Here is an 11,950-nt window from a genome sequence, read left to right as displayed (position 1 = left end):
GTTTTCAGGCGGATGGTTTTTTCTATTATAATGAATCGATCATATCACGGTGTGAGCCGTCCCCTTCTTTTTCAATGGTGATGTTCCCGTTTTCGTCAACTGCCAGTACAGTCAGAGATGTATCATGAATATAGGAAGAGTTCCAAAGTTCGGAAAGCTCCCGCTGTTTCACGATGTTCAAAACCATTAAGATAAAGACAGAATGAGAGACGACAAGGATATGCCCGGATGCATGGCGCCGCGTTAACATGTGAAGCGCCTCCTTGGCTCTCGTTTCAAGTTCGGCAAAGCTTTCCCCCGCCGAAGGCTCATATGCGGCAGGCTGATGAAAATAAGCACGCAGCCGCTCGGGGTCTGCTTTTTCAACCTCTTCTTGTTTTTTTCCTTCCCATTCACCAAGCGCCATTTCGCAAAATAGAGCGTCTTTCACAAGCGGAATATCACGGGTCCCCGCTATCGCCTTAGCCGTGTCCTCCGTCCGTTTGCTCGTGCTTGTATATATCCTTTGAAAATCAATATCTTTTACTCTTTCTCCAAGCGCCCTAGCATGACGGAGACCTTTTTCGGTCACCTCTGAGTCCTGCAAGCCCTGCATTCTTTTTTCCGTATTCCATACAGTTTGTCCGTGTCTGACGAAATATAAATAAAGCATGCTTCTCCCCCTTCTCTGTTTTCTATTTTAATAGATGTTCTAAATTCCCGCTGATTTTTTATTTTCATATTCAGCTAAACCTTAAAGCATTCGATCAACTGGTGGGAAGCTTAGATGAATCATCATTCTCAATTTGTAAAACGGGCTGTCACTCTTGCTGCCGGGGGAGTCAATCGCGGCGCAGGGGGCCGTTTGGCGCAGTTATCGTTAAGTACGGCACTAACGCCGAAGACCAAAATAATGTGACGACAAGCAACGATCCGGCCGCCCGTGCTGAAGTCACGGCGATCCGAAATGCATGCAGGGCGCTATTTACTCGGCAAGGCCGAAAGCGGGTTATTATGCCTCCAGTCACGCGGATGCCGCTGAAGCGGGCTTTGATGACTCTTTTATATACGACAGACATCAGAAAGAAAGATCCCTTTTTATCAAGTGAGCCTTTCTGAACATTCGGCTCCTTTTGACGCTTGGAAAACACCTGCTGAAACGGCAGGTGTTTTCGCAAGCTCAAATTGGCCAATTCAGGAAATCATTTCAGAAACTTGGACAGAACAAATGAATATATTTATACAGTACTGATTTTTTTCTTGAAGGGATCCTCTTTAACCGCACGAAACTTGAGTGATCCTATATTAATTTATAAGGGAGGACATTGTGTCACAGCCTAATTTACCTAATATCACCCCTGTCGTTACACTTTCCAGAGACGATACCATTAACCTTCTGCTTTCATCTATTGCTATGGAAGAGCTGGGAATGGCCCATATTCTGAATGCGGAAGGGGAAAAAATACATTACGCGCTCGGAACTCTTCCCGGGTTAACGGGACCGCCATCCAGCCTTGCTGATATTCTGAACTTGAATGAGAGCGTCCGCGATACGCTTGACAGCTTAATGAAACAAGAGCTGCTTCTCGGATCGAAATTGGACAGTATCTCAAATATTCCTACATTGGCTGGACCAACGGACGCAACAGGACCGACCGGACCGACGGGTGTCACCGGAGCGGGACTGCAAGGCATTGTTCCGTTTGATCCCCTCGCCGCACCTGGTTATACGGCAGGGCAAACCGTCACTTTTAACGGAAGCTCCTATGTCGTCAATGTAAACAGTCCTGCAGGAACTCCGGGAGCTTCGCCTGATTATATGCTTTTAGCCGCCGCAGGTGCTGATGGAATTACCGGGCCGACCGGCGTTTCGGGCGCGGCTGGCGTAACGGGTGCGACGGGTGGCACCGGACCGACCGGCATCACAGGAACCAGTCTAACCTCAACTTCTGCCTTTGCAAGTAATACGGGAGGCGGTATTGTCGCAGTTGTTGTCGGCGGCACAACCCTTTCCTTGCCGAATGATCAGAACCTTTCTGCTGATATTACGGTTAATGCGGCAAACACTGTGTTTACTGTCGAACCGGCAGGGAGATATTATATCTCTTACCAGATCAATTTAACGGCCGGATTACTGGTACGCTCACGTGTTTTAATTAATGGTACAGCATTTACAAGTTCGATTATTGCTCCGGTCGCATCTTTGGCAAATTTTAATAACTCCTTTATTGTTTCTCTGGCTGCCGGAAGTGCAATTCAGCTGCAGCTGTTCGGATTATTGGGTGAAGCTGCGCTGCTTGGGGGCAGTGCGGGAGCGGCTTTAAACATTATCCGTTTGTCCTGAGTGCAGATAAAAAAAAGGATCAGGCGTTTGTCCGCTGATCCTTTTTTAATTGAGACAGAAGCGCTTGCACCGGTTTGAATTGCGGATTGGCTTTTACGGATTTTTTGGCGTAAGCGATGGCCGTCATCTCATGATTTAATTCGGCATGGCACATTGCCATGTAATAAAAAGCCCTGAAGTCAGCGGCTCCTTTTAAAATAAGGTGTTCCGCGTTTTCTTCTTGAATCTGCGTTCCGCTTTCAAATGCTTTTATCGCTGCCCGGTACTTTTTAAGATGGTATAAAACAAGGCCTTTATAATAGTGCAGATTGCTGTAATCAGGGTACAGCCTGAGCACTTTATCAATTCCCTGCTCCGCTTCATCATACCTTTTTAACTCAAGTAAAATCGTATATTTTAAATAATATAAGAGAGACGGCGGCATCCGTTTTTCACTTAAAAACTGAAAAATCGAACCGTTGACAAGGTGCAGCGCTTTTTCATAATCTTTTATTCTATAGCATTCACTTGCCAAATGATAGACAAGCCAAGGATCGGGATTTTCCTGAGAAAGCTCTTCATTTAAAATGCTGATGTTCCGTTTATGTTTTTGCTTTACTTTTTCTTCTTGCTCCAAGTAGCCATAGTGATGAATCACACAAGGCAGGGTAAAAAAAGCTTTGTTATCTTCCTCATTGGCGGATGTGATCGTTTCGTGTATTCTGCCTTGATAATAGAGGCCTTGCCTGTTTCTGAACAGCCTTGGCTGCATGCTTTCAAACGCTTCGTTTTCGTCTAAGAGCTTCCCCGTATAATTTACGATTTTTAAGAGGCCGCGGCTCGGCAATTCATCATGCAGCAGCGAGGTTAAAAAACTGCCCGTCTCCTGATCAATCTCCTCGTCAGCGTCTAATATTAAAATCCAATCTCCCTCAGCATGCTGCAGGCCGTAATTTCTCGCCTTTGAAAAGTCATTTTCCCATTGAAAGTCAAACACTTTGGCATTAAAGCTTCTGCAAATGGCTTTTGTATTATCCTGTGATCCCGTGTCTACGATAACGATATCATCCGTGATGTCTTGTACACTTGATAAACAACGGGAAATGTGGCGTTCTTCGTTTTTTACAATCATACAAAGAGTCAGCTTACGCTCCGGATTTCCGTTCATTTTCTCACCTTTCTCGTTTTTGGAGTTGTTGATTGAACCAAGGCCGTCCTGGCTTTCCGTTCATCGTTACGACAGTTGGACGGACCCATCTGATGGCGGATTCAGCAGGTGTTTCTATTTCATGTTCCTGCCATTGCTGAAGCAGCCTTATCGCCTGTTTCGTAATGGGATGTGCCTGAAATTCCCTGGGGCATTCAGAAATGAATTTTTTCGTACGGGCCGCAACAGCCTTCATTTCATGAAAGTGCCTCTCATACATATGCTTCTGCTCCCTTTCCAAACTGATCATTAAAAACAGCCGCCCGCCCGTTTCCATCTGCCAGCGGCACAATGCGGAAAATAACCTGATCTCTTCTTTATAGTTTGAATTTCCCCTCTTATCGACTGTGATGGTTAATATATTTAACAAAGCGATTGTGAGACAATGCATGGCTTCGAACGATGCCTTGCGGGCCTTTTTTATTTCTTGATACGGCATCTGTTTCACCCGTCTCTCATTTTATGAACGTTCCTCTCTGTCTTCTTTACTGCCGCTCTCCTTACATTCCACACCTTCACAATCCTCACACTCACAGCAATCAATGGGGCCGTAAAACAGCCCGTCACATGGATCAGCATCAGGCGGCGGATTCGGAAAGTACGGGTCATCAGGGTCTTCAGGATCATTGGGGTCTTCAGGGTCCCGCGGATCGTCCGGGTCGTCTGGATCACAGGAGTCGTCAGGGTCCCATGGATCGTCTGGATCATCGGGTTCGTCCGGATCATCAGGATCATTGGGGTCCATACAGAGCTGAGAGTCCTGTAAATAGATAATATCCTCCAGCTTTGTCTGCAAAAGGAGCTGTGATTTCATGACAGTGCGCAAGAGCCGTTCTGTGCTTCTATTTAACCCTAACAATTCCCGGAATGGAGGATCATCGAAAGCGTCGAGATACGTTTGGATTTTTTCCGCCTCCGCCTGCAAAATATGGGATAGCCCGATTTCTTCCATTGCCACTGATGAAAGTAGGAGATTCAGGGTTTCACATCTGGTGAGTGTAACGTCGGGGGTGATGTTCGGTATGTTTGGAAGAGACATCGATTTCTCCCTCGTTTCTCATGGTGTATGATGCGCTATATATTATTCTTATTCCGAGAGAGAAGAGATCATTACTGATGTTTTCAGCATTAAAAAACATCCCGTACGCCTGATACGGGATGTTTGCCAGTTTTATTTCAGCTCAAGTTTGACATCAACATTTCCTCTTGTTGCCTTTGAGTATGGGCAGAACTCGTGGGCTTCCTGAACAAGTTTCTGTGCTGTTTCTTTATCCAGCCCTTTTGTATCAATGACAAGCGTTACGCCGATTTTAAATCCGCCGTCGCTTTCATCCTTCATAAGGCTGACTTGCCCTTCGATTTCGGATTTTATGTCGATTTTATGTTTTTTGGCTGCGAGCTCGAGCGCTCCCCCGAAACAAGCTGCATATCCCGCTGCGAAAAGCTGTTCAGGATTTGTTCCGGTTTCTCCGTCTTTTTTTTCATTCGGCATGACGACATTAAAATCCAGCACGCCGTCGTCTGATTTGATATGCCCTGCCCGTCCGCCGACTGCGGTCGCTTTTGAAGTAAATAGTGCCATTTGTTATCAGCCTCCTCATTGTACTTATTGTTTATATTACCCATGCACATATTTTTAAACATGATAGGAATAGGAAATAGGTCATTTTTCGGATACAATAGGAGTAACGTTAACAAAGAGTTGGTGAAATCATGGCAGAAAAAGAATTTGAACATATGAAACTGGAGAATCAGCTTTGTTTTTTGCTGTATGCAAGCTCAAGGGAAATGACAAAAAGATATAAACCCCTTCTTGATAAGCTGAATGTGACCTATCCGCAATATTTGGCCCTGCTTTTATTATGGGAACATGAGGAGCTGAATGTAAAACGGATGGGTGAGCTCCTGTATCTGGATTCCGGAACCCTCACTCCGATGCTCAAGCGGATGGAGCAGCACGGAATCATTATGAGAAAAAGATCGGCAGAAGATGAACGGTCCGTCACCATCCGGCTGACGGATGAAGGACGGGCTTTACAGGAAACGGCGGCGGATATTCCCATTGTCATGCTCGAGCAGACGGGGCGTTCTGAAGAAGAATTAAAGCAGTTAAAGCGCTCCCTTTATGAGCTGTTGAAAACATTGCACTGCATAAAATGAGGATGCCCTTCATCAGGCATCCTCATTTTTTTATTCTGCTGCTTGAAGCTTCACTTCAATATTCCCGGCTGTTGCTTTTGAATAAGGGCAGACACCGTGGGCTTTTTGGATGAGTGCTTCCAGATCCGCTTTATCGATACCGGACGCTTTGACTTGCAGGGAAACGCCGAGTTTATAGCCTTGATCCGCTTCATCTTTTAATAAACTTACGTGTGCTGTGACTTCTGTTTCAATCTTGAGGCGCTCTTTTCTCGCTACAAGCTGAAGGGCGCTGTCAAAGCAGGCGGAATATCCGGCAGCAAACAGCTGTTCAGGATTTGTTGCATGTTCCAGCTGTTTCGCACGCGGCGTTCCCGGCATTGCGACATCAAGGTTCAGCACCCCGTCAGATGATGTTACTTTTCCTTCTCTTCCGCCGGCGGCTGATACTGTTGCAGTAAATAATGGTTTTGTCATGATATTCACCTCTAATATATTTTATACAATTATATTGTACACAATTTAAATAGAGACGTCAATCTTTCCGCAACATAAAAAAAGCTTACCCCTGAAAAGGGATAAGCTTTAAACGGTCATACGCGAATTTGTCCGTTTCCTTTGATAATGATCTTTGTTGAAGTTAACGCAGGCAGCCCCATCGGTCCTCTCGCATGGAGTTTTTGCGTGCTGATGCCGATTTCGGCTCCGTATCCGAATTCAAAGCCGTCTGTAAATCGGGTAGATGCATTGTGATATACAGCGGCAGCATCGACGGCCGTCTGGAAATATGCCGCGTTTTCGTTATTTTCAGTCAGAATGGCTTCAGAATGGTTTGTGCCGTATCGCTGGATATGGCGGACTGCCTCCCGGACGTCCGGCACTGTTTTCACACTGAGAATCGGCGCCAGATACTCCGCTCCCCAATCGGCCTCTTCTGCTTGTTTTGCTTCCGGCTTCATCTTGCATATGACGTGATCCCCGCGAAGCTCCACTCCTGCTTTTACAAGCTGGTTCAATAGCTCTAAACCGTGCTCATTCGCCCAGTTTTCATGAATCAAAAGAGATTCAATCGCATTACAAACGGAAGGCCGCTGTGTTTTGGCGTTGATCACGACCTCACTTGCCATTTTTGGATCTGCTGATTCATCTATGTATACATGGCAGTTCCCCGCTCCGGTTTCTAACACGGGCACGGTCGATTCCCTGACCACCAGATCAATCAGATTTTTGCCGCCGCGCGGGATTAATACATCCAATCCGTCATTTAATGTAAAAAGCTGCTTCGCGGTTTCTTTGCTTGTATCTTCGATAAGCTGAATCGCATCGACCGGAAGCTTTGAAAGCCCAAGCGCCCGTTTCATCACGCTGACAAGCGCTTTGTTGCTGTGGATCGCTGACGAACTCCCCCGCAGCACAACCGCGTTTCCTGTTTTTAAGCAAAGTGTGGCCGCGTCGACGGTTACGTTAGGTCTGGCTTCATAAATCATACCTACGACTCCGAGCGGCACACGGATTTTTTCGATAGATAAGCCGTTCTCTTTTTGAATGGTTTCCAATGTTTCACCGACGGGGTCTTTAAGCCCGATCAATAATTCCACCGCGTCCGCTATGTCAAGAAGGCGTTTTTCGTCAAGGGTCAGCCTGTCGATAATGTCAGGTGTCAGCCCTCTTTTTTTTCCCGCTTCAATATCTTTTTGATTTTCTGTTAAAATCAATTGGCGTTCGTTTCTGAGTCCGCCTGCAATGAATTGCAGCGCTTCGTTTTTTTCCGCCGTCGTTTTCATGACCATTTCGGCAGCCGCTTCTTTTGCCAAAGCCGCTTTTTGCAATACTTCACTCATGTGTTTTCCCCCTCGTCAAATAAATTCACCCAATCGTCTCTATGAATCACTTCAACTTGTTTCATGCCTGCGAGTTGATCGCTCCGCTTTCCTCTGACTTTCATAATCTGATCGGATGAGTAATGCGTCTGCCCTTTGCCGATGATGCCGCCGGGCCCTCTGACTTCCACCACGGCCCCTTTCGGGAAATGGCCGCGGACATCGGCAACGCCGGCCGGAAGGAGGCTGCTGCCATTATGAATCATCGCCTGCTCCGCTCCTCCATCAATAATGATTTCCCCGGATATCGGAGAATGAAACATGATCCATTGCCGCGTATTATTCACTGAGGATAACTCTTTGTCGCCGATATATGTGCCGTCTCCATTTCCGTTTAAAATGGCGCTGAGCTTTTCTCTTCCGCTTCCGGTTCCGATAAATACCTTAACCCCGAGGGACAAAGCGGTCTGGGCAGCGAGAAGTTTTGACTTCATGCCCCCGGTGCCGACCTTTGATCCGGCCGAGCCTGCGTAACCGAGCAATTCAGGCGTAATGTCATCCAAGTAATCAAACCGTTTCGCGTCGGGCTGTTCATTCGGATTGGCATCGTAAAGCCCGTTAATATCGGTGAGAATCATCAATTGGTCCGCATGTATCAACCCGCTCACAAGCGCGGACAGCATGTCATTATCGCCGAAGGTCAGCTCTTCGACTGAAGTGGAATCATTCTCGTTAATAATCGGCACAACTCCCCGTTCCAATAATTCCATGATCGTTGCATACGCATTTCGATACCGTTCTCTTTTTGAGAAATCTATTCTCGTCAATAGGATTTGCGCCGGAGTGAGGCCGTGCCTTTTTAATTGGCTCATATATTGCTGCATTAAAAGCGTCTGACCGACCGCAGCCGCGGCTTGCTTCCCTTTGATCGTAACAGGGCGCGACGGGTAGCCGAGGGCAGAAAAGCCCGCAGCTACGGCGCCTGACGTGATGAGGATCATTTCATGGCCTTCCTGCTTTAACAAAGAAATGGCTTCAACATGCTCCTTCATTTTTGCTTCATCAATACTTCCGTTACTGTTGGTGAGCGAACTGCTCCCGATTTTCACAACGATTCTTTGCTTTTTCATTGTTTTCTCCTCCGTGGCAATCAATCCAAACCGACTTTCCATAAAAAAAAGCCCATTTCATCCTGAATATAAGGACGAAATGGGCTTTCCGTGGTACCACCTTGATTGAACGCGTTTTTCACGCGTTCCGCTTTCCTGTAACGCCAGGCTATCGCGCTTGAGTTTTCCCCTCAAGGCTCCAAGGCAGGTTCGGCAGGTTTCATGCGGCAAAATGTTTCAGCGGGCCATTTTGCTCTCTGTCACAGAAAGTCCTGCGTACTAATCCTCTTCAACGCTCAATGATTTTTTTATATTATGCAAAGAAAAAAGTATCTTGTCAAGATATTTTTTCCACTAAAAACAGCCCGCCTCCTCAGGCGGACCGTCAATTAATTAAATACGATTGTTTTGTTTCCGTGAACGATCACACGGTCTTCCAAGTGCCATTTTACGGCTCTTGCCAATACGCTGCGTTCAATGGTTCTGCCGATATTTTTCAGGTCGTCGGCATGATCTCTGTGGTCAACGCGTTCGATATCCTGCTCGATAATCGGGCCTTCATCAAGATCGTTCGTAACATAGTGAGATGTCGCGCCGATTAATTTCACTCCCCGCTCGTATGCCCGTTTATACGGATTCGCGCCGATAAAAGCCGGCAGGAATGAATGGTGAATGTTGATAATCCGATTCGGATGAGCCGATACAAAGTCAGGCGTTAAAATCTGCATATATCGGGCCAGTACAATGACGTCAATGTCATATTGCTTCAGCAATTCAAGCTGATGACGCTCCACTTCCGCTCTGATGTCTTTGTTTGCTTTCATATAATGGAACGGAATATTCAGCGGTTCAACCAATTCTTTTGCATTCTCATGGTTGCTGATGACGACCGCTATTTCAGCCATCATATTGCCGCTTTGCCATTCCCAAATCAGCTCGTGAAGACAGTGCAGTTCCTTCGAGACAAAAATCGCCACCCGCTTCAGCTCGCTTGCCAATGTCAGGCTCCACGTCATGCTGAATGTGTCAGCGATTGAGGCGAATGCCTGTTTTAATTCCTCTTTTTTCTCACGAATGCCTAGGCAGTCGAATTCGATTCTAAGGAAAAACCTTCCGCCTTCAGGGTCTGTTGTATATTGGTTTGACTCAATAATATTTGCGCCGTGTTCAAACAAAAAAGCTGACACAGCCGATACAATTCCCGGCTGGTCGGGGCAGCTGACGAGCAGGCGCCCTTTTTCCTCATTACCTTCGCGGTATTCCTTCAGCCGCTGTGTCATATATGAATTCATATTTTTAATCCCTCGTATCTTTGTAATTCGTAAACTAATTATAAATTATACTTAAGATTTGATAAAAATCAATTTCACGAAAGAATTTTCAGTCCGACAGCGGCGCATAAAATTAACGCAATAAAAAAGATACGCTTTGCATCCTTCTGCTCGCCGTAGAAAAGAATACCGGCCAAAGCGCCGCCGGCCGTGCCGATACCGGTCCAGACTGCATAGGCCGTTCCCATCGCAATCGTTTCCATCGCATAAGATAGAAGGGAAAAAGAAGCCGCAAAGCCAACGATAATAAAAAGAATCCACTTGAACGTTTTCTCTTTTTGATATTGATTTATCAGAATGACACCGAGCATTTCAAAAAGGCCCGCGGCAATTAAGCTGATCCAATGCATCATTCACCCTCCTCCTTCGTTTCAGGGTTATCCTGCGTTACCAGTTTTAAACCAATGACGCCGATCAGCAAAACACCGATCAGCACGATTTTTACGGGAGCCACCTGTTCCTTAAACAGAATGATTTCACAAAGCACCGTTCCGGCCGTGCCGAGCCCGGTAAATACTGCATATACCGTGCCTACGGGCAGGCTGCTTGCCGCCTTTATTAATAAATAAAAGCTGATGACGATTCCGACGGCCGTGCCGCTCCACGCCAGCGCTGAATCTGCATGTTTCAGCCCGATGACCCATACGACTTCAAATACGGCCGCAAAAATGACTAAACTCCATTTCATCTTGTTCACCCTTTCTGTTTTCCGGACAATACAAAAAAGCCAGGGCAGTCGTCTCTCATGAGATTGACTCTCCCGGGCTTTTTTCCCTCCGTGTGCATATGCGGGGATATGTCCGCATATGTGTTTTCTCTCGGACCAGACCACGTGATGCATGCGGAACCCTAGAAAACATGTCTGGTTGTATCATACTACACCTTGATAAAACGTTCAATTGTCAGATTTTATTTCGTAAACCGCAAGCTGTCTGCCCCATTTTTCTACGGTTTGGCCGGTGGTCATGCCGATCTTTTCTGCCACACGGACGGATGCGCGGTTATTCGGATCAATCAGCGCCGCCATACGCCCGTAATGAAGTTTGCCGAAGCCGTATTCCAGACAGGCTTTTGCGGCTTCTGTCGCGAAGCCGCGCCCCCAATGGCAGCGGGCAAACATATAACCGATTTCCATCACCGTGCTCCCGTTAACCGTCTGCGGCACGATCCCGCATTGGCCCAAAAATCCGTTCGTCTCCTTTTCTTCCGCTATCCAGAGACTGACCCCGTACCCTTTTGCCAATCGTTTGTTCCAAGCAATCCATTCCTTCGTTTCCTGTTTACTTTTAAGAGAGGGATAATATTTCATGACCTCCGCGTCTGTAAACAGCTTATACAAATTCTGTTCATCACTATCCTGCATTGCCCGCAGGCGGATCCGCCCGGTTGTCAGGATGGTATCAGAAAGCTTGTTTTTCCCCATACGCGCCACGGCTCCTTTCCCTGTATAAAATTATCTATACGGAAGGAAAAGTCCTTTTTCAGCCTGAAAAAAACCGCTGTTAAAAGGCGATTCTGACGCCTACCAAGGTTTATCCGTACCAAGCGCGTCTGCCAGGGCCTTGCTGTGCTTTAGGCGGTTTTTTCGTTCGGCGGCCCGCTGGACGGCAGTATTATGAAGCATAATTTCTTCCTCTGTTTCCGGCACGATTCTCGGGACGGGTACGGATTTGCCGTTTGCATCAAGGGCAACAAACGTCAGAAATGATGTGGCCGCAAGCTCCCGTTCTCCCGTCATTAAATGCTCCTTAATCACTTTGACAAACACTTCCATTGACGAAGTGCCTACCCAGGTGACATAAGATTCAAGGCAGACGGAATTATCTTGACCGATCGGCCGCAAAAAGTCCACAGAATCCATTGACGCTGTGACTGTTTCACATCGGCAGTGCCGGGCTGCTGAAATAGAGGCGATATCGTCAATGTAACTCATCAGCTTCCCGCCAAACAGCGTGTTGTGATTATTCGTGTCAAGCGGAAATACCCGGCTTGTTTTTACCACCCTTGTTTCTTTGCAAAATCTCGATTCAGGTAACTTCATA

The 11,950-nt window shown here is 46.7% G+C and carries 15 protein-coding genes, 1 pseudogene, 1 riboswitch and 1 other annotated feature; of the genes and pseudogenes, 3 read left to right on the top strand and 13 right to left on the bottom strand.

Annotation, left to right across the window (positions count from 1 at the left end):
• Positions 1–25 precede the first annotated feature (25 nt).
• Entirely contained in the window at positions 26–652 is a 627-nt protein-coding gene (locus KY305_RS14085) for a histidine phosphatase family protein (RefSeq protein ID WP_223063068.1), read from the bottom strand.
• Positions 653–766: 114 nt separating this feature from the next.
• Between KY305_RS14085 and KY305_RS20075 the strand changes: the two are divergent.
• Together KY305_RS20075 and KY305_RS14075 are read left to right on the top strand one after the other, a co-directional pair.
• Positions 767–1,126, top strand: a pseudogene (locus tag KY305_RS20075) (tRNA-specific adenosine deaminase); the annotation flags it as partial.
• Positions 1,127–1,306: 180 nt separating this feature from the next.
• Positions 1,307–2,323 (top strand): BclA C-terminal domain-containing protein, encoded by a 1,017-nt coding sequence (locus tag KY305_RS14075; protein ID WP_223063066.1) that lies wholly within the window; start codon positions 1,307–1,309, stop codon positions 2,321–2,323.
• A 19-nt stretch (positions 2,324–2,342) separates the two neighbouring features.
• Here KY305_RS14075 and KY305_RS14070 read toward each other — a convergent pair whose 3' ends face one another.
• The 4 genes from KY305_RS14070 to ohrB all read right to left on the bottom strand — a co-directional run bounded on the left by KY305_RS14070 (position 2,343) and on the right by ohrB (position 5,091).
• Positions 2,343–3,470 carry a glycosyltransferase family 2 protein gene (locus tag KY305_RS14070; protein WP_223063065.1) on the bottom strand — a complete coding sequence of 376 codons (1,128 nt, stop codon included), beginning with the start codon at positions 3,468–3,470 and terminating at the stop codon, positions 2,343–2,345.
• Positions 3,471–3,474: 4 nt separating this feature from the next.
• The gene (locus tag KY305_RS14065) at positions 3,475–3,948 is read right to left on the bottom strand and encodes a hypothetical protein (protein WP_223063064.1); all 474 of its coding nucleotides are present in this window, start codon (positions 3,946–3,948) and stop codon (positions 3,475–3,477) included.
• 21 nt (positions 3,949–3,969) lie between these two features.
• Positions 3,970–4,548: an alpha-helical endospore appendage domain-containing protein gene (locus KY305_RS14060; RefSeq protein WP_223063063.1), complete on the bottom strand. Its 579-nt coding sequence runs from the start codon at positions 4,546–4,548 to the stop codon at positions 3,970–3,972.
• A 132-nt stretch (positions 4,549–4,680) separates the two neighbouring features.
• Positions 4,681–5,091 carry an organic hydroperoxide resistance protein OhrB gene (gene ohrB, locus KY305_RS14055; RefSeq protein ID WP_214799793.1) on the bottom strand — a complete coding sequence of 137 codons (411 nt, stop codon included), beginning with the start codon at positions 5,089–5,091 and terminating at the stop codon, positions 4,681–4,683.
• A 131-nt stretch (positions 5,092–5,222) separates the two neighbouring features.
• Here ohrB and KY305_RS14050 point away from each other — a divergent pair, with 131 nt between their 5' ends.
• Positions 5,223–5,669, top strand: coding sequence for a MarR family winged helix-turn-helix transcriptional regulator (locus KY305_RS14050; RefSeq protein ID WP_223063062.1), 447 nt, complete (start codon positions 5,223–5,225; stop codon positions 5,667–5,669).
• Between the two features lie 30 nt (positions 5,670–5,699).
• Here the strand turns inward: KY305_RS14050 and KY305_RS14045 are convergent, their stop codons facing one another.
• The 8 genes from KY305_RS14045 to KY305_RS14010 all read right to left on the bottom strand — a co-directional run bounded on the left by KY305_RS14045 (position 5,700) and on the right by KY305_RS14010 (position 11,949).
• A complete protein-coding gene (locus KY305_RS14045) occupies positions 5,700–6,125 on the bottom strand; it encodes an organic hydroperoxide resistance protein (protein ID WP_214799798.1) in 426 nt (141 codons plus the stop codon).
• 116 nt (positions 6,126–6,241) lie between these two features.
• On the bottom strand, positions 6,242–7,489 hold the full coding sequence (locus KY305_RS14040) for a glutamate-5-semialdehyde dehydrogenase (RefSeq protein ID WP_223063061.1): 1,248 nt from the start codon (positions 7,487–7,489) through the stop codon (positions 6,242–6,244).
• Positions 7,486–8,598 carry a glutamate 5-kinase gene (gene proB, locus KY305_RS14035; RefSeq protein ID WP_214799801.1) on the bottom strand — a complete coding sequence of 371 codons (1,113 nt, stop codon included), beginning with the start codon at positions 8,596–8,598 and terminating at the stop codon, positions 7,486–7,488. The genes KY305_RS14040 and proB overlap by 4 nt, the downstream gene beginning before the upstream one ends.
• A 67-nt stretch (positions 8,599–8,665) precedes the next feature.
• Positions 8,666–8,879 (bottom strand) — a binding site (T-box leader).
• Positions 8,880–8,966: 87 nt separating this feature from the next.
• Positions 8,967–9,869, bottom strand: a complete 903-nt coding sequence (purU, locus tag KY305_RS14030; RefSeq protein WP_223063060.1) for a formyltetrahydrofolate deformylase — start codon at positions 9,867–9,869, stop codon at positions 8,967–8,969.
• A 74-nt stretch (positions 9,870–9,943) separates the two neighbouring features.
• Complete coding sequence (locus KY305_RS14025) at positions 9,944–10,261, bottom strand: DMT family transporter (RefSeq protein ID WP_223063059.1); 318 nt, start codon at positions 10,259–10,261, stop codon at positions 9,944–9,946.
• A complete protein-coding gene (locus KY305_RS14020; RefSeq protein ID WP_214799808.1) occupies positions 10,258–10,596 on the bottom strand; it encodes a DMT family transporter in 339 nt (112 codons plus the stop codon). Before KY305_RS14020 ends, KY305_RS14025 begins: the two co-directional genes overlap by 4 nt.
• A 67-nt stretch (positions 10,597–10,663) precedes the next feature.
• A riboswitch (guanidine-I (ykkC/yxkD leader) is annotated at positions 10,664–10,772 on the bottom strand.
• Positions 10,773–10,803: 31 nt separating this feature from the next.
• A complete protein-coding gene (locus KY305_RS14015) occupies positions 10,804–11,331 on the bottom strand; it encodes a GNAT family N-acetyltransferase (protein ID WP_223063058.1) in 528 nt (175 codons plus the stop codon).
• 99 nt (positions 11,332–11,430) lie between these two features.
• Complete coding sequence (locus tag KY305_RS14010; protein ID WP_214799811.1) at positions 11,431–11,949, bottom strand: acyl-CoA thioesterase; 519 nt, start codon at positions 11,947–11,949, stop codon at positions 11,431–11,433.
• Between the last annotated feature and the right edge of the window lies 1 nt (position 11,950).

This window comes from Bacillus sp. YC2 (genome assembly GCF_019891195.1).
Lineage (GTDB): Bacteria > Bacillota > Bacilli > Bacillales > Bacillaceae > Bacillus.
This window is presented reverse-complemented; position numbering and strand designations above follow the sequence as displayed.

Coding starts and splice junctions, on each gene's coding strand:
- KY305_RS14060 (WP_223063063.1), bottom strand. CDS start 4,548: ATGTCTCTTCCAAACATACCGAACATCACCCCCGACGTTACACTCACC.
- KY305_RS14025 (WP_223063059.1), bottom strand. CDS start 10,261: ATGATGCATTGGATCAGCTTAATTGCCGCGGGCCTTTTTGAAATGCTC.
- KY305_RS14045 (WP_214799798.1), bottom strand. CDS start 6,125: ATGACAAAACCATTATTTACTGCAACAGTATCAGCCGCCGGCGGAAGA.
- KY305_RS14050 (WP_223063062.1), top strand. CDS start 5,223: ATGGCAGAAAAAGAATTTGAACATATGAAACTGGAGAATCAGCTTTGT.
- KY305_RS14010 (WP_214799811.1), bottom strand. CDS start 11,949: ATGAAGTTACCTGAATCGAGATTTTGCAAAGAAACAAGGGTGGTAAAA.
- purU (WP_223063060.1), bottom strand. CDS start 9,869: ATGAATTCATATATGACACAGCGGCTGAAGGAATACCGCGAAGGTAAT.
- KY305_RS14015 (WP_223063058.1), bottom strand. CDS start 11,331: ATGGGGAAAAACAAGCTTTCTGATACCATCCTGACAACCGGGCGGATC.
- KY305_RS14085 (WP_223063068.1), bottom strand. CDS start 652: ATGCTTTATTTATATTTCGTCAGACACGGACAAACTGTATGGAATACG.
- KY305_RS14040 (WP_223063061.1), bottom strand. CDS start 7,489: ATGAGTGAAGTATTGCAAAAAGCGGCTTTGGCAAAAGAAGCGGCTGCC.
- ohrB (WP_214799793.1), bottom strand. CDS start 5,091: ATGGCACTATTTACTTCAAAAGCGACCGCAGTCGGCGGACGGGCAGGG.
- KY305_RS14065 (WP_223063064.1), bottom strand. CDS start 3,948: ATGCCGTATCAAGAAATAAAAAAGGCCCGCAAGGCATCGTTCGAAGCC.
- KY305_RS14020 (WP_214799808.1), bottom strand. CDS start 10,596: ATGAAATGGAGTTTAGTCATTTTTGCGGCCGTATTTGAAGTCGTATGG.
- KY305_RS14070 (WP_223063065.1), bottom strand. CDS start 3,470: ATGAACGGAAATCCGGAGCGTAAGCTGACTCTTTGTATGATTGTAAAA.
- proB (WP_214799801.1), bottom strand. CDS start 8,598: ATGAAAAAGCAAAGAATCGTTGTGAAAATCGGGAGCAGTTCGCTCACC.